Origin of the sequence: Luminiphilus syltensis NOR5-1B (genome assembly GCF_000158175.1) — a bacterium.
Classification (GTDB): domain Bacteria; phylum Pseudomonadota; class Gammaproteobacteria; order Pseudomonadales; family Halieaceae; genus Luminiphilus; species Luminiphilus syltensis.
Map to the genome: position 1 here is coordinate 2,514,638 of NZ_DS999411.1, position 25,736 is coordinate 2,540,373.

Below are 25,736 nucleotides of genomic sequence, written 5' to 3' on the forward strand. Positions count from 1 at the left end.
TCAAATACGGAGTCTCGATAGATAAGGCGGGTCACAATGAATTCAACAAACATCGATAACTACAGCAGTGAAAACGCTTTCACTGGAAAAGTGGCGCTCATTACCGGTGGTGCGACCGGGATCGGTGCGGCAACTGCCAGGCATCTCTCACGTTTGGGCGCGCGGGTGGTCATCACTGGTCGTCGAGCGGACGTGTTGAATGATGTCGCTAATGAGATTGGTGGTGTCGCCGTGACCGGCGATGTGTCAACCGAAGAGGCCTGTACTCGCGCGGTGGCCGCAGCCGTCGAAAACTATGGGGGGCTCGATTTTGTGATTGCCAATGCGGGCATTACTCGCGAGGGCGCGATTGACGTTGAGTCGGAGGATGACTGGAACCAGACCATGGACATCAATCTGGGCGGCGTTCGACGCGTTGCGCTGGCGGCAATTCCGGCGCTATCCGAGCGTCCCGGCGCCGCAATCGTCAATATTGCTTCGGCGGCGGGCCTTAGAGCAACGCCAAACGCGTGTAGCTACGTGACCAGTAAAACGGCACTCATCGGACTGACTCGCTCGATGGCTTACGACCTCGGGCCGCGGGGAATCAGAGTCAATGCGGTGTGTCCTGGGTGGGTCGCCACCGAAATGCTGGAAATGGAAATGAGTGGCCTGGCGAAAGAGAAAAATCTTTCGGTGGACGAGACGATCGATCGCTGTATAAGGCACTATCCGCTGCGGCGTTTGGCTGACCCAATCGAGGTGGCGCGGGTTATCGAATTTCTGGTGTCCGACAAAGCCTCTTTCATCACGGGTATTGCCTTGCCGGTTGACGGGGGAGGCGACATGGTTGACGTCGGCACCCTCGAATTTCGATAGGCGTGAGGCGCCAAAGTTGTTGCTCGCAACATAACGACTGGTGTCGTCATCACTGGTCGTGAGTCTGTCAGCGTCGACCTGCGACGGCTCTCGGCAAGGTTTCTTAGCCTATTTCGACAGCTACTTCGGGGCTTGGCGCCGTTCTGATGAAGTGCCCCTTCGAATTGCCGAACCGGTTGGTTACTTCAGGCCCGGCGTTGAACGCGGTGCATTGATCAGAAGAGGGTTAAACAGTCGCTCCACGTTTGCACGCGGCCGAGGTCCGAGGTACGTTGTCACCTCGACCATTTGAGCGGCCTATTATGATCAAGTCTTTCTGTTTCCAACCTTCAAAATCAGTGTTGGCGATGATGGTTCTTGTTGCCATGCCACTGCCGGCAATACCCGTGTTCTCCGCGAATGATGAACCCCTCAACGAGAACTGGTCGCCCAGCGAATGGGGTGAGGAGGACCGAATTGGGGCAGTCAATCGCACGACGCCCAAAACAGTCCTCGATGCGGTAGCGCTGGTGAAGCAGGGCAAGGTGGCAACGCTGGGCAAGGTTTATCAGTCGGATATGCCGCTTTTTGGCCAGCGCCAATGGGAGCTGAGTATTCCGGGGTTTCCGACCTATGAGGGGATTGGGTCCATGGAAGCGGTGGGTAACGATGAGCTGCTGACCGCGGAAATCGGCCAGGTGGGTACGCAGTTTGATGGGCCGGGGCATATCGGTGTTCGCACCTCCAAGGGCGATTTTTTCTATAACGGGCGCTATCTTGAAGATCCCGATGTCACCCCTGAGGATCTCGGGCCGCTGGGTGTCGAACACATTGCAGAAAAAGGGTTTGTATGCCGCGGTGTCCTCTTGGACGCTGTGGGCTTTCGTGGTGGGCCGCTCCCGGTGCCGCCCGAAAGCGGCGTCGAGAGTCTCGGCTTTATTACCGCGGAGGACATTAAGGCGATGGTTGCCAGGCAGGGCATAGCACCTATTGCAGAGGGGGACTGCGTGTTTCTTTACACCGGACACGGCGATATTTGGCATCCCAGCGAGTGGGATAGTTTTGACGCCGAGGAAAAGGCCCGTCGCCGCGAACGCTTCAATACGGGGACACCCGGTTATGGACTCTCTGGCTGCGAATATCTGGCTTCGCGCAAAGTGATTCTCTGGGGTTCCGATACGCACTCGAGCGAGGCGACGGCCCTGGATGGTGGCGGCGAGACCGAGCAACCTTATGAGTGCCATTTGAAGATGATGACTCGCAGTGGTATTTGGAATATCGAGAATCTCGACCTCAGCCAGCTGGTGGAAGACAAGGCTTACGAATTTTTATTCACGTGGGCGCCGCTGAAGTTAAAGGGCGCTACGGGATCGCCGGGCAACCCGATCGCGATCTACTAAGATACGTAGGCTGATGTTGACGGCTAATGAAACGCAAAGATTCGTGCTGCGCCTTGTTCCGGTTGAATAGGAAGAGGCGTTGGCCGGATGCCTTAGGGTGAAAATCCGTTAACACCCGCGCCGGCGATCTATTAACGACTGAAATTTTTATGCTGATTTATACCCACTCAGACTGTCTTGAACACGAAACCCAGTCCGGCCATCCCGAGCGCCCGGATCGCTTGCGTGGCGTGTGGGCGCATTTGGAGCGAACGGGTTTCTTACAGGACTGCGAGGTTCGTGATGCTCCCCTGGCCAGCGCACACGATCTTGGAGCGGTACACGCCGGCGCTTATCTGGAACAGTTGAGGGCGCTCTCTCCCGAGCAGGGGCTTGTCCAGGTAGATCCGGATACGGCGTTGTGCCCGGCATCACTCGCAGCCGCCACGCGGGCCGCGGGTGCCGTGGTCGATGGCACCCGAGCGGTGCTGGCAGGTGAGGCCGATAGCGTATTTTGTGCCGTACGGCCGCCGGGGCACCACGCCGAGTCGGATGCGGCCATGGGCTTTTGTTTGTTTAACAGTGTGGCGGTAGCGGCCCATTTTTCCCTGGGTCAGCCGGGTATCGAGCGGGTGGCCATACTCGATTTTGATGTGCATCACGGCAACGGCACTGTACAGATTTTTGCTGATGACCCGAGGGTGCTGGTGTGTTCGAGCTTTCAGTATCCGTTTTATCCCGGACGTTATGATGAGCTCATCAGGGACCATGTCATTCTTACTCCGCTCGCGGCGGGCAGTGACGGGAATGTGTTTCGCAGGGCAGTGGAGCAAGACTGGTTCGACCGTATCAGCCGGCACGCACCCCAATTGATTTTTGTCTCCGCCGGTTTTGATGCACATCATCTCGACCCATTGGGCGGACTGAATCTCACCGAATCGGATTTCACCTGGGTGACCGGGCACATTAAGTCATTGGCGAATTCTTACGCTCAAGGGCGAGTTGTTTCTGCCCTTGAAGGCGGATATGACATTGGCGCGTTGTCCACCAGCGCGCTGGCTCACGTTGAAGCCTTGCGTAGCTGAATCCGCTCGTCGGTGGCCGTCGCACCGACGTCCCATCGGCGCGGGTTTAATTTACGGGTGCGCTGACCTCGTCACGCCACATCGGGAGCCGTCTCTGGTCGAGTTGCCGCAAATCGAACCAATTCAGGAAAGAATTCGCTGAAATCGGCTTCCAGAAACTGATAGTTCCTCTCGAGTTCGGTGATAGCTTGGCCCAATGGACTGGGGCGTGTCAGCCGAGTTGCGATACCTTTGAGGGCACGATCGATGCCGTCGATATTTCGGTAACTGCGCAGCAGGTCGGTCTCTACCAGGTAGTGCATACTCCGTTGCATCCGAGCAGGTAGCTGGCTGCGATTTTGACGGACGATGCTGTACACCCGGGCGGCGAAGTCATCGAGTGGAACATCGGAATACACCTCCCAATGGGTTGCCAGGAAGTGGTCGTAGAACATGTCGATCAGTATTCCAGCATAACGCCGATGCGGGCCGCTGAGCCGGCCTCGGCTGCGTTTGAACAGCGTATGTGAATCGGTGAATGAGTCTATTCGCCGATGCCGGAGGATGCCGAGCCGAATATCTTCGGGCAAGTTCGCATCAACCGCGCCCTTGTGGAAGTCACCCATCAGGTTTCCAATCAGTGATAGTGGACGATCATCTGCAAGGTAAAGATGTGCCAGGTAATTCATAACTTGACCGAATTTAAATCTGGTTAGCGGTGGGGGGTCGATAGGGGAGATGCCGAAGTTGCTGTTATTTTGTCCCCTATGCTCTGTGCTCTCCGTCTTCACGTAGTATGCCAGCGTACCTGCTCGGTGCCTTTCAATCACCGATGTGTTGTTAAGTATCGCTTGTTCACAGCAATGGAGGTCATCGACCATGTCCAGAAGCATCGCAGACCTGATAAACATAGCCAAGAGTAACGCCTCGACCGAGCGTTACCCGACGCCGCCAGAAAAGTGTGTCAAAGGCGCGCCAATACAGGAAGCAACAACGCACTTTGTTGCTGACGACAAGTTTTACGTGGGTGAATGGGGTGCAGAGGCCGGTTGCTGGCGCGTGACTTACACCGAGCATGAGTATTTTCGCATTCTGAGCGGGCACTCAGTGCTTCGTGATCATGAGGGTAACGCGGTGGATTTAAGAGCAGGCGACGAATACTGCGTGCCCGCGGGCTTTGAGGGTGAGTGGGAAGTGATCGAGCCAACACGGAAAACATTTGTCATCTACGAGCCATGAGAAGCGTGATCGGCAGCTGATTTTCAGGGCAGTATCCACGCTTCACCATCCATCGTGTCGCGGATGTCGCCCGAATCAGCTGGAGGGTGCTAGCCACGGCAGGCCCCCTGCAGTTTATCGGTAGAGGAGATGCTGATGTCGACACCACCCCTGTTGGCTGGTAACGCTTTTTCAGCATTAAGCGGGTTATGCGGTTGCCGAATTCAGGCGGCGATTTCTGACTCGCTATAGACCGCGCTTGCGGTCCCGCCCGCTTGTCTTCGCATCGGAGAGTGCTTTACCCGCAATCGAGATCAGGTATTTCAGGTTGTCGTTGCCGATCTCCGAAGAGGCTATCCCCGACCTGAGTTTCAATGTGAAAAACTCATCACCGACGTTCACAGGATTTTCGTTCATCGCGGTTCGGACTCTCTGGGTGAATGTAGCCGCCGCTGCTGCATCGGTACCGGGAAGTAGTGCGGTAAATTCCTCGCCACCAAAGCGTGCGACAATGTCATAGTCTCTGTAGCAATCCCTCAGTATATTGGCGAAGTGCTTTAGGGCCTCATCACCCACGTCATGGCCATAGCTATCGTTTATTGTTTTGAAATGATCGATATCGAGGAAGGCAATGCTATAGGGCGTCTTGCTTCGTTTGGCCAGCGCCAAAATCGGCTCGGCGTTAAGAAAGAATGCCCGCCGGTTCAACAATTCGGTTAAAAAATCGTGGCTTGCCGCATTTCTTAGTCCTCATAATTGGTAGGGCGATCGCGATCAATTGTCGGTTCAAGGCGACGAACGGTAGCCGGGGTCGGTTTTACGCCAAACCGCCTCAGTTATACTGCGCCGATGCTGTCTTCCCTGCTCATTGTAGATAAGCGCCGCGTTTTTTGGCTTCTCCAGTTCGCGGGTTGGTTTGGTTGGGGAAGCACCCATTACCTGGGTACGCTGATCTGGTCACGACCGCTGGAGTTATACCCGGCCTATCTGTCGATTGCTGCGGTCATCCACTGCTAAGAACAACTGGCGCTTGAGCCATAATGCCGCGATTGGTGGCCTTCCGGCAGTTTAGCGGGATTCGAGGTGCCTGGGCCTTCACTTCCGCGCCCAGATGCAGGATCATCGCGGCCATCGCGCCATTTCACCCCCGGGCCACCCCCGGGACTGAGAATGGTCAATATCATCCTGCAAACAGCGAACGTTTTCCCATGCGCCAAGCCATCCGCACCATGTTAACCATGCAGCACCAGATGAATACTCGAGTCCATGAGGATTGGGTAAACCAAAACTACGAGTGGTATCGCGCGGTTTGGATTGAGTGCGGTGAACTCATGGATCACATTGGTTACAAGTGGTGGAAGAAGCAAACCGCGGACGTCGAGCAGGTGCGTCTGGAAATCGTCGATATCTGGCATTTCGGGATGTCGGCTTTGTTTGATCCCTCGATCGATATCGATGGGCTCGCGCAGCAAATTGAAGTCGAGCTGTATCACGCTGAACCCGAGACGGGGGATGTCAGGCTTGCCACCGAGGCGCTGGCGGCGCATACGCTGCAAAGCAGGGCTTTTTCAGTGGCGCTGTTTGCCCAGTTGATGCTCGCTGCTGAGTTGAGTTTCGATGAGCTGTATCAGCACTATGTCGGTAAAAATGTCTTGAATTTTTTCCGGCAGGATAATGGGTACAAAGACGGCTCCTACATCAAGGAATGGCGGGGGCGCGAAGATAACGAGCATCTCAGTGAGCTGATCGCGCAATTAGACGACAGCGCAGAGGATTTTCCCGATCAGGTGTACCAGGGGTTGCAGCAGCGTTACCCCGGTTAATGTCCTGCGGCCGACCGAGGCTAACGCGAGTTACAGACCCTTTCGAAGCCGGCAACGACGAAGGGAATCATATGATCGCAGGCCATTCGCAGGTCGGTCGATTTACAGAGCCCCCCCGATAATTTATCAATGCGCCCGGTGCGTGCGAACGTGAGTGTCAGTGCGCCCGACAAATTTTGAAAACACCAGTAAATCGCCTCATCGCTCGAGTGGGGTAGGGCGAATTTAAGGGCGGCAATAAATTCACCGACCAGCTCATCGAATAACTCCGACATCATTCGCGAGCCCCAGTAGGCGGAATTGTTTATGTAAGCGATCAGTGTCAGATAGTTGGCCCAGCCCTCGTCGCCGGTTTCCTGGGCCATCTCGAGGGGTCGTAGAAACGCTTCCACAATCGCTTCAACGGAGGGTGCGGCCGGTGCGGCTTCAGCGCAGGCCTCCCGCAGGGCAAGCAGACGTGCCTCGTTGAGCTCTGTAGCCCGACGTTTGAATACCGCCTCGAAAAGCGCCAGCTTTTTACCGAAATGATAGTTCGCCAGAGCCACATCCACGTTGGCTGCGGTGGCGATTTGACGGAGCGTGACTCCGTCAAATCCGCGCGCTGCAAACAGGGCTTCCGCGGCGTCAAGAATTCGGTCGCGTTTACTCGTTGCATTCATCCGATCAACCCATCTCGTTAGTTAACCTATTGCCTGGTTGCGTCTTCAACAGTTGTTGAATACGATGGCGTAAAAGTAACAGCGATAGCCTCAAGCGGCTACCGATTTTTCGAACAACCCGGTGGTTTACACCGGTCATTGCGAGAAGCGTGTTAGCGGCTGTTGTGCTCCGGGCTTCCAACCGATTGAGAGTGAGTGACAACGTGCAATTTAGAATCGAACCCCCGCTGCTGCCCGAGATACTCGCGCTCAATGGAAAATGGCGAGCCGCCGATATCGCCGTGGTATCGGGCAATGATCAGTGGACGTGGCGCGAGTTCACGTCGTTTAGCCACCAGTTTGCCCATGGGTTGAGAGCGCGCGGCATCGAGACGGGTGATCGTATCGGCGTACTGATGGGTAATGGGCTACCCATGGTGCAGGCCATCTTTGGCGTGATCGCCGCGGGGGCTGTCGTGGTGCCGCTGAACGTGTCGGTTGCGGACGAGGCGGCGGTTACACTGTTGCGTGATGCCGATGTCAGCGCTGTGGTCGCCTGCAGTATCCATCAACCGCGGGTAGAGGGTATGCGCGACGCCTTGCCGGTCAGTAGTTTATACATCACCCCCAAACCCCATCATGGATGGCTTTCCTTCGCTGACGTGACTGCGCAGCAGCCCAGCACCCTGCCCGAGACTGGGCTTTGTCCTACCGACCTGATCAATATTATCTACAGCTCAGGGACTACCGGCCTACCCAAAGGCATTGCCCACGACCATGTGGGGCGCCGGGACTGGGTCTATGACGTGGCGATTGCGCTGCGCTACCACGGCGGTGCCAGGACGCTCATCACCATCGGCTTATATAGCAATATCTCCTGGGTGGCGATGCTCAGCACTCTGATGTCGGGTGGCTGTATCTATGTTGAAGAACAATTCAATGAGCATCGCTTTATCGAGCGGGTAGAGCAGCACCGTATTACCCATACCGCGATGGTCCCCATTCAATTCCAGCGGGTGATCGAAGCTGCTGAGCAGAATGGCGGAGCCGACTTCAGTAGTATGCAGGCGATGATGAGCTGTGGTTCACCGCTACGGGAAACGCTCAAGCGCGCTATTTTCCAACACTTCCCCTGCGGAATCATTGAGCTGTACGGCCTGACCGAGGGCATTATCACGACGTTGGAACCCGAGCATGCCGAGGGCCGCTGGTCCTCCGTGGGAAGACCACTGATGGGCACTGATATTTGCATCGTTAGTGAGAGTGGCGATGTGTTGCCCGCCGGAGAAGCCGGAGAAATTTGTTCCCGCGGGCGTATCGGAATGCCCGGTTATTGGCGACGGGACGATGCCAATGAGGAGGCGACCTTTCGAGACGCCGACGGCGTGCCTTGGATGCGTTCCGGCGATATTGGCTACTTCGACGAAGAGGGCTTTTTCTTTATTGTCGATCGCAAGAAGGACATGATTCTTTCGGGTGGCCAGAATATCTATCCGCAGGATATCGAAGCCGTGATGGTCACTCACGAGGCCGTTTTTGATGTCGCGGTGATTGGCCTAAAGAGTGAAAAGTGGGGCGAGACACCGGTCGCGCTGGTGGTACGTCGCGAAGACCAGCAGCTCGAAGCCGGGGATCTTAGGGAATGGGTCAATACCCGGGTGGGTAAACAGCAGCGTCTGGCGGATGTCCTCTTTATTGAAGAACTACCCCGCAATCCGAATGGTAAGGTGCTGAAACGCGAGTTAAGAGAACAATTTGGGGACAAGCGCTATGGGTGATTACAGCGATCTTTTTTATACCGTAGCGGACGGTTTAACACTGTATGCCCGGGATTACGCGGGCCCGACATCAGACGCCCCGGTTGCCTTACTCATGCACGGCTTGACGCGAAATAGCCGTGACTTCGCAGCGATCGCGCCAGCGATTGCAAAAACGCACCGGGTGATCGTGGTTGAGCAGCGTGGCCGGGGACGGTCGGACTGGGATCTACAGATTGAACGTTATCAGCCCGCGACCTACGTCGGTGATATGTTTGAGCTGCTCCAGCAGCAGGGGCTATCCACCGTAGCAACGGTAGGCACCTCGATGGGTGGGCTGATTGCCATGGCGATGAATGCCACGCAGCCAGGCGTATTCAGCCGGGTCGTGCTCAACGATATCGGTCCGGTTATTGCGCAGCGCGGCCTCGACCGAATCACCCGCTACGTGGGGATGGCCTCGGAGTTCGACGATTGGTCCGGCGCGGTCGACTATGCGCGCACCGTCAATGCCGAGGCTTTTCCCCACCATACCGATGCGGATTGGAGCGCTTTTGCGGAGCGCATTGCCACCGAGCGAGACGGCAAGGTGGTTCTCGATTATGACCCCGGTATTAGTGAGGCGATGAAGGCCTCAGAGGCGGCTGCCGTGCCGCCCGATATGTGGCCCTTGTTCGATGCGCTGACGGGTGTCCCGTTGATGCTGGTCAGGGGTGCCATCACCGATCTGCTCGACGAGAGTTGTGTTACCGAGATGCAACAGCGACACCCGTCAATGGAATTGGTCACCGTGCCCGATGTCGGTCACGCACCGATGCTTGATGAGCCGGGGGTTTGTGAACAGCTGGTCGATTTCTTGAATCGGTAGCGGGTCAGCCGCCCAATAATGTGCTGATTGCCGTTGCCAGGGCCAGGTCCTTTTCGGTAATGCCCCCCGAATCGTGAGTGGTTAGCGCGATCTCGACGCGGTTGTAAACGTTGTACCACTCGGGGTGATGATTGTGCTGCTCAGCCAGCAGTGCGACGCGGCTCATAAATCCCCAGGCCATATTAAAATCCTGAAAGGCGAGGGTTAACAGTAACTTGCCCTCCGCCAGTTTCCAGTGCTCCTGATCCGCGAGTGCGGCTGTGATGGTATCTTCGGACAAGGTCTCTGCCATGTTGTGCCTCCGTCAGGCGGTTGCTCTTTTCAATAACACCGCACACTCAAGGTGGTGGGTGTAGGGGAACTGATCAAACACCGCAAACTGCTTGATAGCATGGGTCGCGGTGAGAACATCAAGATTCTTCAGTAGTGTTTCCGGGTTGCAGGACACATACAGCACAGTGTCAAAGCCAGTAGCCAGTGCCTCGGTGGCAGGGTCCAATCCCGCCCGGGGCGGGTCAACCAGAAGGGTGCTGAGTCGATAGTCGGATAACGGCTTGTGGAGATGGGCAAGCCGCCGAAACAGCCGCTCACCCCGCAGTGCGGCCGTCATGTCCTCCGCTGAGAGTCGCGCGAACTCCACATTATCAATGCCATTTACTTCGCGATTGTAGTTGGCTGCCGCGGTGGCGGGCTTGCTCATTTCGGTAGCAATCACACGGTCAAATTCCGAGGCCAGGGGCAGGGTGAAATTACCAATGCCACAATAAAGCTCCAGCAGATCGCCGTCGATATCGTGGCACTGGGTCTTCGCCCAGGTGATCATCGCGGTATTTACCCGGGCATTGGGTTGTGTGAACGCCTGTTCGGGTTGACGGAACCGATAGACCCTATCGTCGACGGTCAGGCGTTCTTCAACCCAGTCGCGCCCCAAAATGATTTTCTGTTTACGACTACGCCCGATAAGCGAAACGTTTAGCTCGTTTCTCAGATGCTCGGCCGCTTCCTGCCACTGACCATCAAGGGGTCGGTGATAGACCAGCGTTACGAGCAGTTCGCCGGTTGTCGTTGCGAGGAACTCGACCTGAAATAATTTTCTTCGCAGTAGGGGCTTATTGCGAACGGCGGTTAGTAACCGAGGCATGATCTGTTGAATGGTGTCGCAGGCGATGGGGAAGTGATCGATACGTACCGGGGCTTTTCCGTCGCCGGGCTTAAACATCACGTAATACAGGTCGTCGTCATCGTGCCACACGCGAAACTCAGCGCGCATTCGAAAACCGGTAGTCGGCGAGGTGAACACATCAGGTTCAGACGCGCCAAGCGCTAAAAACCGCGGAACCAGACTCTTAACCTTGGCATCAAGCAGTGTCTGATAGCGATCAGGTTGCACATTGCTGAGTGGCATCGATCAGTCCTACAGACAGTTTTTTGGTTTAGGTAAGCCCGCAATTCGGCTGCCGACCCTCGCTGGAGAGCCGGGGAAGAGTGACATCAGATAAAGGCTATTGCCTTTCTTGGCGCCGAGGTGCCGTTTGACATAATTGACCAGCGCGCGGTTCGCCGGTGAGTCATCGTACTGGTCATAAAAAGCGCGCAACAGGTGAAGTATTTCCCAGTGGGCTTCACTGAGTACTATGTCTTCGAGCGCGGCAAATTCGGTGGCTATCTCGGTACTCCAGACACTGCGATCCGCCAGAAAGCCGTTGTCGTCACACAGGTCCATAAGCGCTGGCTTAGTCATACGTTTACTTCCAGACGACCTGAACGGCGTGTTGAGTCACCAGAGACACCCATTGATCGTAGCTAATCACCTGAAGGTCTATGGACAGGTTTTTCGAAGCGACGGTCGCGGACGCCTCCTCGAGTATCAGCACAGGGCAGGGTGGCGCGCTTATCTGCTCTATCACCGAGCATCCGCCATCGAGCACTAGCAAGGTATCGTCGGCCGAAAGGGCGTCGAGGCAGTGGTCGAGTAGGGCCGCGTTCTGTAATTGATGCAGTGCCATCAAAAGCTCATGACGTGGTCGGCCTGGCGAAGCAATTGCTTCAAGCCAGCGGTATCCAGTGGTTGCAGTGAAAGGTTCGCATCATCAATAAAAGGGCCATCGGCTCGAGAGTGGTCAAAGAAAATATCGGAAATATCATACAGTGGCGCAGAGGCAATCTGCTTCCCGATATGGCGCTGCCCCTCGGGTGGCTCGAGATCTGCGAAGAGCGATGCGACCCCATCGCCCCAGAAGACAATCGATACCTGTTGTCCGAAGACGCCGGCGGCCAGCGCCGCATCCATCCCCGCTCCGGCAAGTGCCGCCTCGGTATAAGGCGCGCTATTGATCAAAATCAGCCAATGTTTGGAATCAGGCAAAGGTGACGACCCTGGCGCTGTGCACACCGGCTTCAATCAAGGTGCCGAGTCCGGCGATAGCGAAGTGTCTATCACCGGATAGCCCGTACGTCTCTGCAGAGGAACTGCAAAGCAAGAGTGGTGTGCCGGTTTCCGAGTGCAGCGCGCCCCATTCCGGCGCGTCGGCCTCCGACCCCGAGACCTCGACGCCACCCCGATAGAAGAACACACAGTGCAATTGATGCCCCGCATCGATAGCAGCACGGGCGAAGGCGAGGGCGCGTTGCGGTGCCTGACCTTGCTCGGGCCCGGCCTGTACAACGAGGGTCATAATCATCGGCGGTCACCCATAAAAAAGCCCCGGGGTTGCCGGGGCTGTGTGTTGTGGCCTACAAGTTCAGTCATCACCGCCCGTAAAGGCTGCCAGTAAGTGGAGCAGGTGGATGAACAGGTTATAGACGTTCAGGTAAAGCGATACCGTGGCGCGAATGTAATTGGTCTCACCCCCGTTAACAATTCGGCTCGTATCAAACAAAATGAGTCCTGACATAATTAGCACGATGGCGGAAGAAATGGTCAGCGACAGGGCCGGGATAGCGAGGAAAATGTTGGCGATCGCCGCAACGATGGCGACGAGCAATCCAACCATCAGGAAACCTCCCATGTAAGAGAAGTCCTTGCGGGTGGTCAGCGCGTAGGCCGAAAGTCCAAAAAAGACGATCGCTGTCCCGCCGAGTGCCTGTAGAACCAGCTGCGGGCCATTCGTCATCGACAGGTAATAGCTGAGCGTTGGGCCGAGTGCCGCACCCATGACGCCGGTAAAGGCGAATATAGCGGGCAGCCCCTTCGCCGTGTCCGCCATACGATTAACGACAAATAGCAGGCCAAAGCCAACCAGCATCAGCAGTAGCCCTCCCATGGGCGGGATACCCACGGCAATCGCAATACCAGCGGTCATTGCGCTGAAGGCTAAAGTCATCCCGAGCAACATGTAGGTATTCTTCAATACCTTGTTGGTATCGAGGACTGAAGCCTGCGCGCCGAACGTGTCGGTTTTTGCTGCGTAAACGGGTTTGTCTGACATACCTCTCTCCGAAGTAATTAAGTTCATGTAAGTTCTATAATAGGGGCGATAGGCCCTGTTTCCAAGGGGCAAGCACCAATGGCTCAGGGCGCGGCGCTGAATACCACCGTTATTCGGCTGGCAATGGTCAGCTCCCCGACTTCAAAACTTTCCGTCATGCTATCAGCAGCGGCGAGGCGCATCGGGGGGCGCGGCGGCGGGCTATTGCCCTGGGCGTCGATGCTCAGGGCGCCAGTAACTTTAATCGCTGCCGCCTCGGCGAGCACATTCGCCCGCGCAAGGGCATCTTCGTAGGCCAGAGTCAGTGCCTGGCGCGAGATCGCCTCGCGTTCGCTGCTGTCGAGCTGGGGTGGCGACAGGCGGTCGACCCCGAGTGCCACGGACCGTTCGATAACCGTAGACAGCGCGGCAAGGTCCCTGAGGGTCACCGCGAGCTCGCGACTGACGTTATAACCCTCAAACCGCTGCTCCCGGGTCTCAGGGTCCCAGCGGGTCTTCGGTGATACTCGCGCGGCGGTAGACTGCACATCAGTGTTGGCAACGCCCTTTTCGGACAACATCGCCAGAATCGAGGAGACGGTCTTGGCCACCTCATTCGCGGCCTCAGAAGAGTCCGTACTCGACGCCTCGACGGTCATACTGAGTCGCGCCAGATCAGGCACCAGATTGATTTCGCCGACCCCGGAGGTGGTGATGGTCGACGGCTCACCAGCCATGGCAGGCAAAGTGAGGACGAGGCTAAACAGTGCGACTACAACAATTCGCATAACGTGCTCCATTGGATAGATATCATCCGTATGACCGTGACCGGGGCCTGAAGTTCTCGTGCAGAAGGCTTGTGTTTGGGCGGTGCGAACTTATAGTGGGTCGTATACGGGGTAATGCGCCATCCTGCAGGTTTCCAGTGAGACAGGTTTCCAGTGAGGTTTTGCGCTCGGCCCCCTCTCGGATTTTATAGAAGGCGTAAGGGTCCAATGAAAAGCGACAATCGAATTTTTTGTTTCTCAGCGAGTAATACCCTCAACGCCCTGGTGGCGTCGGTAATTTTTTGTTGGGTTCCGGCAGCCGCCGCTCAGGAGCAGGGCACTGATCCTGGCGTATCCTCCGCCGCCATCGCCCAGGCGGTTGAACTTCGGGATCAAGCGATGCAAGGCACACGAGCTTATGAATGGGTCGAGAGTTTGACCACTGAGATCGGGCCGCGTCCCGGTGGCTCTGCGGCTGAGGCAAGCGCGCGCCAATGGGCGGTGAAAAAACTGAGCGCCATGGGCTTCTCTAACGTGCGCATTGAAACCTTCCCCATGATTGGCTGGCAACGGGGAGAAGAGGAGGCAGCGATTCTGGAGCCCTATCCCCAGCCCCTCGCGATTACCGCTCTCGGTGGCTCGGTGGCGACACCCCCAGAGGGGATAGAGGCTGAGCTGGTGGTCTTCAAGGATTTTGCGGCGTTGGAAGCGGCCGGTCCGGATCAGGTGAAGGGTCGACTGGTTTACGTCGGTCATCAAATGCAGCGTACGCAAGACGGTTCGTCCTATGGTTTCTGGGGGAAAGTCCGTTGGGATGGTGCCAGCGAGGTGGCCAGAAAGGGTGGACTGGGCATTATGATTCGCTCCATCGGCACCGATGAGCACCGTATGCCCCACACCGGTTCCATGGAATACGCCATGGACGCCCCTAAAATTCCGGCAGTGGCGCTGTCTAACCCCGATGCCGATCAAATCGAGCGTATCGCCGCCCGCGGCGTCACCGTCCGTGCGCGCCTGCGCTCCACAGCGCGGGTTGTCGAGAACCTCGAGAGCGGCAATGTGATTGCCGAAATTCCGGGACGGACACACCCTGAGCAGATTGTGATTATTGGCGGGCACCTGGATAGCTGGGATCTGGGTACCGGCGCTCTCGATGATGGCGCTGGGGTGGCCATCACTATGGAAGCGGCACGCATGATTCTCGCCTCGGGCTGGATGCCGGAACGGACCATCCGATTAATTTTGTGGGGCTCGGAGGAGGGCGGCGTCTTCGAGCAAGCTGACGATGGAGGTTTGGTGGGAGGGCGCGCCTACGTTTATGCTCACCGCGATGAACTCGAGAACCATGTCATGGGCGCGGAGAGTGATTTTGGCGCCCGGCGAATCTGGCAGGTCAACTACAATGTCAGTGATGCCGCACGTCCCGCGATGCAGTTGATGGAGACGTTGCTGGCGCCACTGGGCATTGCTCCCGGGGATAATCAAAGCAGTAGTATCGGCCCCGATTTAATCCCGCTCAAAGCGGCCGGGCTCCCCGCGTTCAGCCTGGCCCAGGATGGGCGCGACTACTTTGATTACCACCACACCGCCGATGACGTGCTCAGCCGTATCCAGCCTGGGCAGCTCGATCAAAATGTCGCGGCGTACATTGTCTTTGCAATGATTGCCGCAAATTCATCGATCGATGATTGGGGATGGGGCGCCGCCAGTGATGGAAATTGAAGCGTCCAAGACTCTGAGTCTGAGTATGCCCGGCCTTTCAGCGTCTCGCCGGCGCTGAGTTTACGTTGGTAACGACGGTGCAGGCGCCGGAGCGTTGGCCGAGACCTGATTTCGATGATGCTCGGCCGCAGCCGCGTTTTTTATTCATTGTTACGCCGCCGTATTCCGGATCCACCGCGCTCGCCGAATTGATCAATACCAGTTCAAAGACCCTATTTCTGCACGCCGGCGGCGAGGGCCAATGGCTGGTGCCGGGTATGTGTGAAAAGCCGCGCTGGGATCCTGCTCGTACTTTCGATTTCGAATCGATTAAAGCGGTCTGGCTGAGCCGCTATCAATCGCTTCAATCATCAGCGGGAAGCGTCGATACCGTCATCGAAAAATCGCCGCCCAATATGTTGCGCCTCGATCGATTTGTTGAGGTATTCGATGACGTCGCGATTATGGCCAACAACCGCCAGCCCCACGCCCACTGTTCCAGCGTCCTGTTCAGAAATCATGCCGCCACTGAATTATCGTCCAGCCGTCGTTTGGAGATAGTCCGCGACGCCGCCCATGGCTGGCTGAAACGAAGCGAACTGATCGCCCACATCGTTGAAAAATACCAGGCCCCCTTATTGACCTATGAACAGTTCTGCAAAGACCCCGCCCGTTTGCTCGACCGCCTACCATTGCCCTCCCACGTCACAGCGGACATCGATACCAACGCCTCTGTCAGCGTAAAAGACTACGCACCCCAAGCCATTGTTGACCAGAATCAGAAGCAGGTGGCGCGCCTGTCTGACGAAGAAATACAGGCTGTTGACACCGTTGTCGCAAGCCGCCCGGATCTGCTCACGTTTTTTTCCTACTCATTGAGTCCGTGAGGCGCAGCCCGTCGGGAAACCCTGCGGCCTTTGCACCTTGTCGCGGCCGGCGCGGGTTGGGTTAGGGCGGGTCACCGGTGGGCGGCAAACCATCCCTTGACCGGCATCCCGGTCTGCCCTGTAATGAGTCGGCGAACCAGGGGGTAGAAATTACCCCGGTTTAAGCCGCCGCCGCGGTTGTGAAAAAGCGTTTATTGCCAAAATCAGAGAGGCGAAGCAAAAATGAAATTCGGTATTTTTCTCCCGAACGGAAGCAACGGGTATATTCCTTCCGCAGGAAGTCCGGTCTACCTGCCAACCTTCCAGCATAATCTAGACATCTCATTGGAGGCTGAGCGTCAGGGGCTCGACTTTGTGCTGTCGATGATGAAATTCCGTGGTTTCGGTGGAGATACCGGCTATTGGGACAGCTGTCTGGAGTCCTTCACGCTGATGGCGGCAATTGCGGCGGCAACCGATAAGATCGGCTTGTTTCCTTCCATTTCCATACTTAGCCAACATCCGGCTGTGGTCGCTCGAATGGTCGCCACCATCGACGATGTGTCCAAGGGACGCTGTGGACTCAATATTGTCACGGGTTGGAATAAGCCCGAGTACACCCAGATGGGGATGTGGCCCGGGGACGATTATTATGGCCGTCGCTACGAATATGCCGATGAATACGTCACGGTACTCAAGGGGTTATGGGAAGGCGGCGGGTTCACCCACAAGGGTGAGTTTTTTGAGCTGGATGATTGCGTCGTCAACCCGACGCCCAGTGTGGAAATACCATTGGTGAGTGCCGGTCAATCGGATAATGGCAGGGCTTTTGTGGCCAAGCACGCCGATCACCAGTTTGTGCTCACCGATAAGTCGAGTTTGGCTTCGAGCGTGAAAGACGTGCGCGAAAAAGCGAAAGCTTACCAGCGCTCGGTGGGTATCTATGCACTGTTCCACATGATCATTGGCGATACCGACGCCGATGCACAGGCGCAGGTTGATCACATCGTGGCCAACGCCGATCGCGGTGCCATTGGCAATATCATCGGCAGCGCCACCCTCGACACCAATAAGGGCGGCACCAGCGATACGCTAAAGGCTGCACTTCAGAAGAGTGTGGAGGAGGGCAATATGGCGTTTATGGGTATCCCTGTGATCCACGGTAGCGAGGAGACGGTTGCCCGAAAGATTGAGGAAATTGCCGCCGATACCGACGTGGATGGATTGCTGTTCAGCTGGCCTGACTTTGTCGGGGGGTGTAAACGCTTCGGTGAGGCGGTTAAGCCCAAACTGCAGCTGTAGACGCGAAATTTTCGAATAAAATATCTATTTTTCAATAACTTATTCCTCGGAGTTCAAGTTATGAGTGACGAGCCCATTATCTATATCAACGGTGACTATCTTCCACTGTCTCAGGCGCGGGTATCCCCGGTGGATCAGGGATTCCTGCTCGGTGATGGCGTATTCGATGTGGTCTCCGCCTGGAAGGGCAACATCTTCAAGCTCGACGCCCATCTCGATCGGTTCTTTGACTCGATTCAGGCCGCGCGACTCAATCACGACATGAGTCGAGACGCGTGGAAGGAAGCGATCATCGAAACCACGCGTCGCAATGGACTCGACGATGCCTCGATTCGCTTTATCGTGACCCGCGGCGAGCCCAAAGGGGTGGTTGCTGATCCCCGGGATTTTAAACCGACGTGCATCGTCTGGGTGGCGCCTTATATCTTCCTCGCGGATGAGGAGAAACGCCGCAATGGTATTCGCCTGATGATTAGCGCGACGCGGGGTTTCCCTGCTGACACCCTGGACCCTCGTTACAAATGCCTCGACCGCCTGCATTCACAGCTGATTCGGCTTGAGGCCCTGGAGGCGGGTTATGACGATGCGCTTTGGCTCGATCATTCCGGTCACGTGTCCGAGTCAGCAGCGAGCAACCTGTTTATCGTCAAGAATGGTGTGTTGTACACCCCTTCAGCAGGAATTCTGCGCGGCATTACACGGGACACCATTCTCGAGCTCGCGACCGAGCTGGACATCCCCTGGAAAGAGCGACAGCTCAGTGCGTTCGATGTCTATATCGCCGATGAGGTCTTCACCTGCAGCACAGCGGGTGGCGCGCTTCCGGTCAGGGAGGTCGCAGGTCGAACGATTCGCGGCACAACCCCCGGCCCGATTACCCAGGCAATCGACAACGCGTATTGGGCGATGCGTGAAACAGACCGGTACGCGACGCCGCTTTAAGGCCACGATGTCCGGCTACTGAGCGGGAGCCGCAGGGGGCGTGGGCGAGTATCGCGCAGACGCCCGGGTCATTTCTGGGTCGCACCCCTTAAACCATTAAGTCTTTTATGGCGGTACCAGACGCCGAATAAGCAATTCGTCTGGTATTCCTCTCCAGCCATTGCGCGATGGTGCGCTGCTATTCCCGCGTCAAAACAGCGGCCTTGCCGCCATTTACCAGCGCTCCGATTCAGCCCGAGTAAACCTCCGCCAATTTACGAAGGGCGAAATCGAAGGCTTCCATGGCATGATCGATCTCGCCTTCGGTGATTGTAAAGGGTGGTGCACATTTGATGGTGTTGGGCACAAAGCCGCCGAGGAATACGCCTTTTTCAGCGCAGGCGCCGGAAATAATCGCGTTTGGATTACGACTGAGATCGCCGGCGAAGCCGGTGTAACGGTCGTCTTCAATCAGCGGCTTTCCGTCCACGCCGACCAGATCTACCGCATGGTAAAGCCCCGCACCCGATACCCGACCAATATGCGAATGTTGGCTGGCCAGGTGGTCGAGACTTTGACGTAAGTACTGGCCACGCTGCCTGACGGTCGACAGAATATCGTTTTCCAGCATGTAGCTGAGGGTGCCTACGATACTGGCGCAAACCAGTGGGTGGCCGTCCCAGGTACTGCCGCTCCACCAGCGCGCAGCTTCCAGGAAGTCACCAATAGCCTCATTCACCACCATGCCTCCAGAAGGCAGCGAAGACCCGTTGATGCCTTTGCCCACAATCATGATATCGGGTGCGATATCGGGTGTGAGCTGATAACCAAACCACTCGCCCAGACGCCCTGCGCCGCAGAGCACTTCGTCATCGATCCAGAGAATGCCGTAGCGACGCATCAATTCGTGGAGGCCTCTGTAATAGTCCTTATGCGGCATCAGGCCGGCGGCGCCGAACATGGGTTCGGTGATGATGGCGGCGATGTTTTCCGCGCCACAGGCTCGAATCAGCTGCTCGGTAGCCGCGAGGGAGGGCAGCGTACCGTCATCGAGATAGTCGGTGTGCTCGGGTGGTGGAATCGGAATATATCCGGGCGCTGGTACCCCCGGTATGTCGCGGACCTGGGTAAATCCCCGGTCCCCTGGCACCGTCACATTGCCGCGATAGCCGCGCAGGAAGGTAGATCCGCTCGCCATGCCGTGAAACGAATGTGCCTGGGTCATTACCAGCGTTTTTCCGGTGAAGAGGCGGGCCGCCTGTACTGCGTTCTCTACCGCCTCGGTGCCGGAGGTCAGGAAACGAACCCTCGACGCCCAGGAGTTTGGCGCACCTAGCACATCTTCTACCAGCAGTTTTGCGGCCTCGGCGCGGTAGGTGGTGGCCATGCCAAAGAACACATGTCCATAACGCTCCATAGCCTGCCTGATGGCATTGTGCGGCGCCTCGTGCCGATGCCCCATGGAGTCAGACACCAGTTGGCTCTGAAAATCCAGTAAGGTTGAGCCATCGGCCAGCGTGATGTAATTCCCATCAACCCGTTCTACACCGGTGAACGCATATTCAGTGGATGCGGCGGTGTTGTGCAGATAGTAGCGGCGGTCCCAGGACTCGATGGCGGCCCAGTCCGTTGTGTTGTTGGTATCTGACACAAAACCTCCCAGCATGTTGAATACCCGGTAAACACCTTAGGTAGTAACGGCGTCGATTTGAAGCAAAATTTGTAAATTCGGACAAGGCCTCGATGGCCATCTGCCCAATCAATACCTTACTGTTGTGAAGGGTCTTATAACCGACTAAAATGGTCGGGTATTGTGATGAGTTGAGAGTTAATCATGGACGGAATAACACTATGCGGCTGACGACACGAGGCCGTTACGCGGTCACGTCAATGCTCGACCTGGCGCTGCGCAATGGACAAGGGCCAACAGCGCTCGCCGGTATCTCCGAGCGGCAGGATATTTCCCTGTCCTACCTTGAGCAGCTGTTTTCTCAGCTGCGCCGTAGCGGTCTTGTAAAGAGCGTGCGGGGGCCGGGTGGGGGCTATCATCTCGGGCGTGACGCCGGAGAAATCAGTGTTGCCGCCGTGATCCAGGCGGTGAACGAGAGTACCGACACCACGCGGTGTCGTGGCAAGGGTGATTGCCAGAAGGGAGACACCTGTCTCACGCACCATCTCTGGATGAACCTTAGCGATCAGATCCATGATTTTCTGGAGGCGATTTCCCTCGAGGATTTGGTGGAAACTGAGGAGATTCGTGAGATCGCCCAGCAACAGACCTACCGCGGGCGAACCTCTGCCAATACCGCTGGCGATATTATCGCCGCACTCGAAGAAGCCTGACACCCGGCTTCTGAATTTAGCTTTCAATAGGTTTTTGTACTATGTCCCAGCAACAGATTGATCGTGCCATTTCGCGTGAATACGCGGCGGGATTCACTACCGATATCGAGTCCGACACGCTACCACCTGGACTCAACGAGGAGGTAGTGCGCTTTATCTCGCAACGAAAAAATGAACCGGAATGGCTGCTCGAATGGCGTCTGGAGGCCTATCGCGGCTGGTTGAATATGCAGGAGCCGAACTGGGCACATGTGGAATACCCGCCCGTTCAGGTGGAAGACATCTCCTTCTATTCCTCCCCAAAGGATCATAAAGACCGACCCAAGAGCCTGGACGAGGTTGATCCTGAGCTGATCGAAACCTACAACAAGCTCGGTATCCCGCTACACGAGCAGGAGGCTCTTGCGGGAGTAGCTGTAGATGTGGTCTTCGATTCGGTTTCAGTGGCGACCACGTTTCGCGAAAAGCTGGCCGAGGCCGGAGTGCTTTTCTGCTCGATATCCGAAGCGGTGCACGAATATCCGGAACTGATCCGCAAGTACCTGGGCTCGGTGGTCCCGCGCAATGACAACTATTACGCGGCTCTAAACAGTGCGGTGTATAGCGATGGATCGTTCGTGTATATCCCCAAGGGTGTTCGCTGCCCGATGGAGCTGTCGACTTACTTTCGCATCAACGAGCAAAACACGGGGCAGTTTGAGCGCACCCTGATCATCGCCGACGAGGGCAGCCACGTGAGTTACCTCGAGGGCTGCACGGCGCCGATGCGCGACGAGAATCAGCTTCATGCGGCGGTGGTCGAGTTGGTCGCACTGCCGGGTGCGGAGATCAAATATTCGACAGTACAGAACTGGTATCCCGGTGATGCCAATGGCAAAGGCGGTATCTACAACTTCGTCACCAAGCGCGGCGTAGCCCACACCGACTCCAAGATTTCCTGGACCCAGGTTGAAACCGGCTCGGCCATTACCTGGAAGTACCCCAGCTGTATCCTGCAGGGTGATAACAGCGTCGGTGAATTTTACTCGGTGGCCTTGACCAATAATGCGCAGCAGGCGGATACCGGCACCAAGATGATCCACCTGGGTAAAAACACCCGCTCAACCATCATCTCCAAGGGGATTTCTGCGGGCAAGAGTTCCAACGCGTATCGCGGTCTGGTGCGCATGAGCGCCCGTGCCGATGGATCCAGAAACTACACCCAATGTGACTCCCTGCTTATCGGTGACCGTTGTGCGGCGCATACCTTCCCCTACATCGAGTCGCGTAATCCGAGCGCTGTTGTCGAACACGAAGCAACGACCTCCAAGGTCAGTGACGACCAGATGTATGTCTGCCAGCAGCGGGGTCTCGATGCGGAAAAAGCCGTATCAATGATCGTCAACGGGTTCTGCCGTGAAGTGTTCAAGGAGTTGCCCATGGAGTTTGCAATGGAAGCGGGGAAGCTTCTTGAAGTGAGTCTGGAAGGCTCGGTCGGCTAAGCGCTATTTACTGTATGAAGGCATGCCCGAAGGGATGCCGATGAGAGAGATGACAATGTTGAATATAAATAATCTGCACGCACGAATCGATGATAAGGCCATTCTCAAGGGCTTGAACCTTGAGGTGAACCCCGGTGAGGTGCACGCCATTATGGGTCCCAATGGCTCGGGTAAGAGCACGTTGGGGCATGTGCTGGCCGGACGCCCGGGTTACGAGGTAACCGAAGGTGGCGTAACGCTTCTGGGTCAGGACCTGCTCGAGCTGGATACCGAGGCGCGGGCACATCTGGGTCTTTTCCTCGCGTTTCAATATCCGGTGGAAATCCCTGGTGTGAGTAATATGGAGTTTCTGAAAGCCTCGGTCGACGCGGTGCGCGAGGCTCGAGGCCTGGATTCTATCGACAGCGTCAGTTTTATGAAGCACGCCCGCGAGGTCAGTAAGCAGGTGGATCTCGACCCTAATTTCCTCAAGCGCGGCGTCAATGAGGGATTCTCGGGCGGCGAGAAAAAACGTAACGAGCTGATGCAGATGATGATGCTTGAGCCCAAGCTCTGTATTCTTGATGAGACCGATAGCGGCCTCGATATCGATGCGCTCCAGGTGGTCGCCAAGGGCGTTAACGCCATGCGCGCGGACGACCGTTCCTTTGTGCTTGTCACCCATTACCAGCGTCTTCTCGACTACATCGAACCGGACTTTGTGCATGTGCTTGCCGGGGGACGGATCATCAAGTCCGGAGACAAGACACTCGCACTGGAGCTCGAGGAGAAGGGCTACGGATGGTTGGAGGATGCAGCCTGATGGGTAGCTCGTTGCAATCGTCCATGCTCAGCCGGGCAGAAGGTGCGCCGGCCTGGCTCAGTGATGTGCAGGCCAGAGGGCGCGCGGTATGGGACAAAACCCCGATGCCTACGCGCAGAACCGAGGCGTGGAAATACAATAATCTCAAACCGCTTCAGACGACATTTTCTGCCGCGACCGGGCCTGCATCGGTATCGCTACCTGCAGCGTCCTACCCCGAGCTCGCCGGTACTACGCTTGTTTTTATCGATGGGTTATACCGGGAGGACCTCTCGCAGGTCAGTTTGCCGGAGGGCGCCAGACTGGTGCGTTTTGCGGACGCCGATGCGCCCGATAGCACGGCCATTCTTGAGCGCCTCGGTACGGCCGTAAATCACGATCGGCATCTGTTTGCGCCCTTGAACGATGCGACACTTGCGGACGGTGTTCAGGTGACTATTGATAAGGGTGTGGTCGTCGGCGATCCGATTCAGGTGATCTGGGCCACCAGCGGCGAGTTTGAAAACGTCGGTGTGACACAGCGGTTGCTGTTCGAGATGTCTCCCAACAGCCAGGCTACCCTGGTTGAAACCTTTGTCAATCTGGGCAGCGCTGCCGCCTTCACCAACGGCATTAGCGAGTTGTTGCTTCAGGACAACGCGCAACTGAACCATTATCGGCTGCACCTCGAAGAGGAGGAAGGCCTGCATGTGGGGGGTGTCCATGCCGTGCTCGGCAGCCATGCGACGCTGAACAGCTTTCACCTGGCATTGGGCAGCCTTCTGAAGCGCATCGATGTCACGGTTCAGCATGAGGGCGAGGGAGCGCACTGCGAGATCAATGGTATTTACTTGCCTCGGGGCGATGAGCAGATCGACTATCACACCTGTATAGAACACGCAGTACCGCATTGCACCAGCAGTGAAACCTTCAGGGGCATCGTCGCCGATTCATCGCGGGCCGTCTTTAACGGGCGAATCCATATCCATCCCGACGCGCAAAAAACATTTGCTGAGTTGTCCAACAAGAATTTGTTGACCAGCCATAAGGCGGAGGTTTATACCAAGCCCGAATTGGAGATTTATGCGGACGATGTCCAGTGCGCGCACGGGGCCACTGTGGCTCAGATGGATGCGACGGCACTGCATTATCTACGCACCCGCGGTGTACCCGCAGCCGAGGCGGAAGTCATGCTCAGCTACGGTTTTATCAACGAGGTGGTCGAAACCGTTCGCTGTGATGGCGTTAGAGATTTTTTGAAGCCGCTGCTCGCCCATCGCTTCGCCCGCAACCCCAACCTCACGCGGCATATTTTATGAACACCGCTGCAGCGATGAAAAGCGTTCGCTTTGACCCGGCTGGCCTGCGCGCTGATTTTCCGATACTCGATCAGCAGGTCAATGGCCGTGATCTGGTGTATCTGGATAACGCCGCGACCACGCAAAAGCCTGAGTCTGTTATTGCGGCCATTGATGGCTATTATCGAGCGGATAATTCCAATGTACATCGTGGGGCCCATGCCCTGGCCGATAGAGCCACTGTGGCGTTTGAAGCGGCCCGTGAGCGGGTTAGCGGATTTATAAACAGCCCCTTGGCAAAGCAGGTGATCTGGACCCGGGGTACGACCGAGTCCATCAATCTGGTTGCCCAGAGCTGGGGGCGCCAGAATCTCGGACCGGGCGATAAGGTGTTGGTTTCCGTACTCGAGCATCATGCCAATATTGTTCCCTGGCAATTGATCTGTGCTGAAACGGGTGCCGAGGTCGTACCCATTCCGGTAACCGACGCCGGTGATATTGATCTGGAGGCGTTCCATCAACTGTTGGACGATCGCGTGAAACTCGTCGCCGTCAATCAGGTGTCCAATGCCCTGGGCACTGTTAATCCCGTGCGACGTATTATCGATAGCGCCCACGCGGTTGGTGCGCGTGTCATGCTCGATGGCGCCCAGGCGGTGACCCACTTTGCCATTGATGTGCAGGCACTGGATTGCGATTTTTATGCCTTCTCCGGGCATAAGCTGTTCGGCCCGACGGGGATTGGAGTGCTCTGGGGTAAAGAAGAGTTACTCGATGCCATGCCTCCTTTTATGGGTGGCGGCGAGATGATTGATGTGGTCAGTTTCTCCGGCACGACATTCAATACCCTGCCGTTTAAGTTTGAAGCTGGAACCCCGAATATTGCCGGCGCAATCGGCCTTGCTGCCGCGATCGAGTATTTTGCATCCATTGATCTTGAGGCGGCCTCCGTTCACGAGCAGATGCTGCTGCAACACACCCTCGATCTCGCGGGCGGCATTGACGGCTTGCGCCGTATAGGACAGCCCAGGGAGTCGGTCGGTATTTTCAGCTTTGTACTCGATGGAGTTCCTGCATCGGATTTGGGGATGCTGCTCGATCAGCAAGGTATTGCCGTAAGGACCGGGCACCATTGCACGCAGCCGTTAATGGCGCGCTTTGGTTTGTCGGGAACCGTGCGGGCTTCCTATTCGATATACAACACGACCGAGGACGTTGATCGCCTGTTTGAAGGCATCAAAAAGGCGCAACGTTTGTTTGCCTAGAGAGGCGAGAGGAGTTCAGG

At 56.5% G+C, this 25,736-nt stretch carries 27 protein-coding genes and 1 pseudogene; 16 read left to right on the forward strand and 12 right to left on the reverse strand.

Going from position 1 to position 25,736, the window contains the following annotated elements; genetic code table 11:
• The first annotated feature begins 36 nt into the window (after positions 1 to 36).
• From NOR51B_RS11345 to NOR51B_RS11355, 3 genes are all read left to right on the forward strand, one after another.
• Complete coding sequence (locus tag NOR51B_RS11345) at positions 37 to 858, forward strand: SDR family NAD(P)-dependent oxidoreductase (protein WP_009019877.1); 822 nt, start codon at positions 37 to 39, stop codon at positions 856 to 858.
• 347 nt (positions 859 to 1,205) lie between these two features.
• Positions 1,206 to 2,237, forward strand: coding sequence for a cyclase family protein (locus NOR51B_RS11350; protein ID WP_230198456.1), 1,032 nt, complete (start codon positions 1,206 to 1,208; stop codon positions 2,235 to 2,237).
• A 149-nt stretch (positions 2,238 to 2,386) separates the two neighbouring features.
• Complete coding sequence (locus tag NOR51B_RS11355; RefSeq protein ID WP_009020445.1) at positions 2,387 to 3,301, forward strand: histone deacetylase family protein; 915 nt, start codon at positions 2,387 to 2,389, stop codon at positions 3,299 to 3,301.
• 71 nt (positions 3,302 to 3,372) lie between these two features.
• On the opposite strand, the gene NOR51B_RS11360 is transcribed toward NOR51B_RS11355, so the two are convergent.
• Positions 3,373 to 3,969 carry an acyl carrier protein phosphodiesterase gene (locus NOR51B_RS11360; protein WP_009021323.1) on the reverse strand — a complete coding sequence of 199 codons (597 nt, stop codon included), beginning with the start codon at positions 3,967 to 3,969 and terminating at the stop codon, positions 3,373 to 3,375.
• A gap of 190 nt (positions 3,970 to 4,159) precedes the next feature.
• Here NOR51B_RS11360 and NOR51B_RS11365 point away from each other — a divergent pair, with 190 nt between their 5' ends.
• Positions 4,160 to 4,519, forward strand: coding sequence for a cupin domain-containing protein (locus tag NOR51B_RS11365; protein ID WP_009019896.1), 360 nt, complete (start codon positions 4,160 to 4,162; stop codon positions 4,517 to 4,519).
• A gap of 225 nt (positions 4,520 to 4,744) precedes the next feature.
• On the opposite strand, the pseudogene NOR51B_RS11370 reads toward NOR51B_RS11365, so the two are convergent.
• A pseudogene (locus NOR51B_RS11370) lies at positions 4,745 to 5,230 on the reverse strand (GGDEF domain-containing protein); the annotation flags it as partial.
• A 476-nt stretch (positions 5,231 to 5,706) separates the two neighbouring features.
• Here NOR51B_RS11370 and NOR51B_RS11375 point away from each other — a divergent pair.
• Complete coding sequence (locus NOR51B_RS11375; protein ID WP_040482576.1) at positions 5,707 to 6,321, forward strand: dUTP diphosphatase; 615 nt, start codon at positions 5,707 to 5,709, stop codon at positions 6,319 to 6,321.
• 20 nt (positions 6,322 to 6,341) lie between these two features.
• Here NOR51B_RS11375 and NOR51B_RS11380 read toward each other — a convergent pair whose 3' ends face one another.
• Positions 6,342 to 6,980 (reverse strand): TetR/AcrR family transcriptional regulator, encoded by a 639-nt coding sequence (locus tag NOR51B_RS11380; protein ID WP_009018901.1) that lies wholly within the window; start codon positions 6,978 to 6,980, stop codon positions 6,342 to 6,344.
• A gap of 203 nt (positions 6,981 to 7,183) precedes the next feature.
• On the opposite strand from NOR51B_RS11380, the gene NOR51B_RS11385 reads away from it, so the two are divergent.
• Both NOR51B_RS11385 and NOR51B_RS11390 read left to right on the forward strand, forming a co-directional pair.
• On the forward strand, positions 7,184 to 8,737 hold the full coding sequence (locus tag NOR51B_RS11385) for a class I adenylate-forming enzyme family protein (protein ID WP_154647791.1): 1,554 nt from the start codon (positions 7,184 to 7,186) through the stop codon (positions 8,735 to 8,737).
• Positions 8,730 to 9,584, forward strand: coding sequence for an alpha/beta fold hydrolase (locus NOR51B_RS11390; protein WP_009021327.1), 855 nt, complete (start codon positions 8,730 to 8,732; stop codon positions 9,582 to 9,584). The genes NOR51B_RS11385 and NOR51B_RS11390 overlap by 8 nt, the downstream gene beginning before the upstream one ends.
• Before the next feature lie 4 nt (positions 9,585 to 9,588).
• Here NOR51B_RS11390 and NOR51B_RS11395 read toward each other — a convergent pair whose 3' ends face one another.
• The 8 genes from NOR51B_RS11395 to NOR51B_RS11430 all read right to left on the reverse strand — a co-directional run bounded on the left by NOR51B_RS11395 (position 9,589) and on the right by NOR51B_RS11430 (position 13,779).
• Positions 9,589 to 9,876: a 4a-hydroxytetrahydrobiopterin dehydratase gene (locus NOR51B_RS11395; RefSeq protein ID WP_009019786.1), complete on the reverse strand. Its 288-nt coding sequence runs from the start codon at positions 9,874 to 9,876 to the stop codon at positions 9,589 to 9,591.
• A 12-nt stretch (positions 9,877 to 9,888) separates the two neighbouring features.
• On the reverse strand, positions 9,889 to 10,989 hold the full coding sequence (trmA, locus tag NOR51B_RS11400) for a tRNA (uridine(54)-C5)-methyltransferase TrmA (protein WP_009020314.1): 1,101 nt from the start codon (positions 10,987 to 10,989) through the stop codon (positions 9,889 to 9,891).
• Between the two features lie 9 nt (positions 10,990 to 10,998).
• Positions 10,999 to 11,325 carry a TusE/DsrC/DsvC family sulfur relay protein gene (locus NOR51B_RS11405; protein WP_154647669.1) on the reverse strand — a complete coding sequence of 109 codons (327 nt, stop codon included), beginning with the start codon at positions 11,323 to 11,325 and terminating at the stop codon, positions 10,999 to 11,001.
• Positions 11,326 to 11,329: 4 nt separating this feature from the next.
• Positions 11,330 to 11,590, reverse strand: coding sequence for a hypothetical protein (locus NOR51B_RS11410; RefSeq protein ID WP_009020103.1), 261 nt, complete (start codon positions 11,588 to 11,590; stop codon positions 11,330 to 11,332).
• Complete coding sequence (locus tag NOR51B_RS11415) at positions 11,590 to 11,949, reverse strand: DsrE family protein (RefSeq protein WP_040482064.1); 360 nt, start codon at positions 11,947 to 11,949, stop codon at positions 11,590 to 11,592. The genes NOR51B_RS11410 and NOR51B_RS11415 overlap by 1 nt, the downstream gene beginning before the upstream one ends.
• Positions 11,942 to 12,265 (reverse strand): DsrE/DsrF/TusD sulfur relay family protein, encoded by a 324-nt coding sequence (locus tag NOR51B_RS11420; protein ID WP_009019236.1) that lies wholly within the window; start codon positions 12,263 to 12,265, stop codon positions 11,942 to 11,944. Before NOR51B_RS11420 ends, NOR51B_RS11415 begins: the two co-directional genes overlap by 8 nt.
• A gap of 60 nt (positions 12,266 to 12,325) precedes the next feature.
• Entirely contained in the window at positions 12,326 to 13,012 is a 687-nt protein-coding gene (locus NOR51B_RS11425) for a Bax inhibitor-1/YccA family protein (RefSeq protein WP_009021707.1), read from the reverse strand.
• Between the two features lie 83 nt (positions 13,013 to 13,095).
• Positions 13,096 to 13,779 (reverse strand): SIMPL domain-containing protein, encoded by a 684-nt coding sequence (locus tag NOR51B_RS11430; RefSeq protein ID WP_040482065.1) that lies wholly within the window; start codon positions 13,777 to 13,779, stop codon positions 13,096 to 13,098.
• Positions 13,780 to 13,986: 207 nt separating this feature from the next.
• On the opposite strand from NOR51B_RS11430, the gene NOR51B_RS11435 reads away from it, so the two are divergent.
• From NOR51B_RS11435 to NOR51B_RS11450, 4 genes are all read left to right on the forward strand, one after another.
• Entirely contained in the window at positions 13,987 to 15,480 is a 1,494-nt protein-coding gene (locus tag NOR51B_RS11435) for a M28 family peptidase (protein ID WP_009021237.1), read from the forward strand.
• Between the two features lie 65 nt (positions 15,481 to 15,545).
• Positions 15,546 to 16,346: a sulfotransferase family protein gene (locus NOR51B_RS11440; RefSeq protein ID WP_154647670.1), complete on the forward strand. Its 801-nt coding sequence runs from the start codon at positions 15,546 to 15,548 to the stop codon at positions 16,344 to 16,346.
• Positions 16,347 to 16,568: 222 nt separating this feature from the next.
• On the forward strand, positions 16,569 to 17,627 hold the full coding sequence (locus NOR51B_RS11445) for an LLM class flavin-dependent oxidoreductase (protein ID WP_040482066.1): 1,059 nt from the start codon (positions 16,569 to 16,571) through the stop codon (positions 17,625 to 17,627).
• A gap of 60 nt (positions 17,628 to 17,687) precedes the next feature.
• On the forward strand, positions 17,688 to 18,569 hold the full coding sequence (locus NOR51B_RS11450) for an aminotransferase class IV (RefSeq protein WP_009018841.1): 882 nt from the start codon (positions 17,688 to 17,690) through the stop codon (positions 18,567 to 18,569).
• A 229-nt stretch (positions 18,570 to 18,798) separates the two neighbouring features.
• On the opposite strand, the gene NOR51B_RS11455 is transcribed toward NOR51B_RS11450, so the two are convergent.
• A complete protein-coding gene (locus NOR51B_RS11455; RefSeq protein ID WP_009019451.1) occupies positions 18,799 to 20,214 on the reverse strand; it encodes a class-III pyridoxal-phosphate-dependent aminotransferase in 1,416 nt (471 codons plus the stop codon).
• Positions 20,215 to 20,399: 185 nt separating this feature from the next.
• Here NOR51B_RS11455 and NOR51B_RS11460 point away from each other — a divergent pair, with 185 nt between their 5' ends.
• From NOR51B_RS11460 to NOR51B_RS11480, 5 genes are read left to right on the forward strand one after another with little or no spacing between them, the layout of a single operon-like run.
• Positions 20,400 to 20,891, forward strand: a complete 492-nt coding sequence (locus NOR51B_RS11460) for an Rrf2 family transcriptional regulator (RefSeq protein ID WP_040482067.1) — start codon at positions 20,400 to 20,402, stop codon at positions 20,889 to 20,891.
• A 41-nt stretch (positions 20,892 to 20,932) separates the two neighbouring features.
• Complete coding sequence (gene sufB / locus NOR51B_RS11465) at positions 20,933 to 22,372, forward strand: Fe-S cluster assembly protein SufB (protein ID WP_009018960.1); 1,440 nt, start codon at positions 20,933 to 20,935, stop codon at positions 22,370 to 22,372.
• Between the two features lie 55 nt (positions 22,373 to 22,427).
• Entirely contained in the window at positions 22,428 to 23,174 is a 747-nt protein-coding gene (sufC, locus tag NOR51B_RS11470) for a Fe-S cluster assembly ATPase SufC (RefSeq protein ID WP_040482068.1), read from the forward strand.
• On the forward strand, positions 23,174 to 24,472 hold the full coding sequence (gene sufD, locus NOR51B_RS11475) for a Fe-S cluster assembly protein SufD (protein WP_040482069.1): 1,299 nt from the start codon (positions 23,174 to 23,176) through the stop codon (positions 24,470 to 24,472). The genes sufC and sufD overlap by 1 nt, the downstream gene beginning before the upstream one ends.
• Positions 24,469 to 25,716 carry an aminotransferase class V-fold PLP-dependent enzyme gene (locus NOR51B_RS11480; protein ID WP_009021630.1) on the forward strand — a complete coding sequence of 416 codons (1,248 nt, stop codon included), beginning with the start codon at positions 24,469 to 24,471 and terminating at the stop codon, positions 25,714 to 25,716. The genes sufD and NOR51B_RS11480 overlap by 4 nt, the downstream gene beginning before the upstream one ends.
• The last annotated feature ends 20 nt before the right edge of the window (positions 25,717 to 25,736 follow it).

Excerpts from the sequence above, each read along its gene's own strand:
- NOR51B_RS11420 (WP_009019236.1), bottom strand. The coding sequence starts at position 12,265 with ATGATTATGACCCTCGTTGTACAGGCCGGGCCCGAGCAAGGTCAGGCA.
- NOR51B_RS11425 (WP_009021707.1), bottom strand. The coding sequence starts at position 13,012 with ATGTCAGACAAACCCGTTTACGCAGCAAAAACCGACACGTTCGGCGCG.
- NOR51B_RS11460 (WP_040482067.1), top strand. The coding sequence starts at position 20,400 with ATGCGGCTGACGACACGAGGCCGTTACGCGGTCACGTCAATGCTCGAC.
- sufC (WP_040482068.1), top strand. The coding sequence starts at position 22,428 with ATGTTGAATATAAATAATCTGCACGCACGAATCGATGATAAGGCCATT.
- NOR51B_RS11405 (WP_154647669.1), bottom strand. The coding sequence starts at position 11,325 with ATGACTAAGCCAGCGCTTATGGACCTGTGTGACGACAACGGCTTTCTG.
- NOR51B_RS11430 (WP_040482065.1), bottom strand. The coding sequence starts at position 13,779 with ATGCGAATTGTTGTAGTCGCACTGTTTAGCCTCGTCCTCACTTTGCCT.
- NOR51B_RS11390 (WP_009021327.1), top strand. The coding sequence starts at position 8,730 with ATGGGTGATTACAGCGATCTTTTTTATACCGTAGCGGACGGTTTAACA.
- NOR51B_RS11350 (WP_230198456.1), top strand. The coding sequence starts at position 1,206 with ATGATGGTTCTTGTTGCCATGCCACTGCCGGCAATACCCGTGTTCTCC.
- NOR51B_RS11395 (WP_009019786.1), bottom strand. The coding sequence starts at position 9,876 with ATGGCAGAGACCTTGTCCGAAGATACCATCACAGCCGCACTCGCGGAT.
- NOR51B_RS11345 (WP_009019877.1), top strand. The coding sequence starts at position 37 with ATGAATTCAACAAACATCGATAACTACAGCAGTGAAAACGCTTTCACT.
- NOR51B_RS11375 (WP_040482576.1), top strand. The coding sequence starts at position 5,707 with ATGCGCCAAGCCATCCGCACCATGTTAACCATGCAGCACCAGATGAAT.
- NOR51B_RS11380 (WP_009018901.1), bottom strand. The coding sequence starts at position 6,980 with ATGAATGCAACGAGTAAACGCGACCGAATTCTTGACGCCGCGGAAGCC.
- sufD (WP_040482069.1), top strand. The coding sequence starts at position 23,174 with ATGGGTAGCTCGTTGCAATCGTCCATGCTCAGCCGGGCAGAAGGTGCG.
- NOR51B_RS11410 (WP_009020103.1), bottom strand. The coding sequence starts at position 11,590 with ATGGCACTGCATCAATTACAGAACGCGGCCCTACTCGACCACTGCCTC.
- NOR51B_RS11435 (WP_009021237.1), top strand. The coding sequence starts at position 13,987 with ATGAAAAGCGACAATCGAATTTTTTGTTTCTCAGCGAGTAATACCCTC.
- NOR51B_RS11480 (WP_009021630.1), top strand. The coding sequence starts at position 24,469 with ATGAACACCGCTGCAGCGATGAAAAGCGTTCGCTTTGACCCGGCTGGC.
- trmA (WP_009020314.1), bottom strand. The coding sequence starts at position 10,989 with ATGCCACTCAGCAATGTGCAACCTGATCGCTATCAGACACTGCTTGAT.
- NOR51B_RS11450 (WP_009018841.1), top strand. The coding sequence starts at position 17,688 with ATGAGTGACGAGCCCATTATCTATATCAACGGTGACTATCTTCCACTG.
- sufB (WP_009018960.1), top strand. The coding sequence starts at position 20,933 with ATGTCCCAGCAACAGATTGATCGTGCCATTTCGCGTGAATACGCGGCG.
- NOR51B_RS11355 (WP_009020445.1), top strand. The coding sequence starts at position 2,387 with ATGCTGATTTATACCCACTCAGACTGTCTTGAACACGAAACCCAGTCC.
- NOR51B_RS11365 (WP_009019896.1), top strand. The coding sequence starts at position 4,160 with ATGTCCAGAAGCATCGCAGACCTGATAAACATAGCCAAGAGTAACGCC.
- NOR51B_RS11445 (WP_040482066.1), top strand. The coding sequence starts at position 16,569 with ATGAAATTCGGTATTTTTCTCCCGAACGGAAGCAACGGGTATATTCCT.
- NOR51B_RS11360 (WP_009021323.1), bottom strand. The coding sequence starts at position 3,969 with ATGAATTACCTGGCACATCTTTACCTTGCAGATGATCGTCCACTATCA.
- NOR51B_RS11455 (WP_009019451.1), bottom strand. The coding sequence starts at position 20,214 with ATGCTGGGAGGTTTTGTGTCAGATACCAACAACACAACGGACTGGGCC.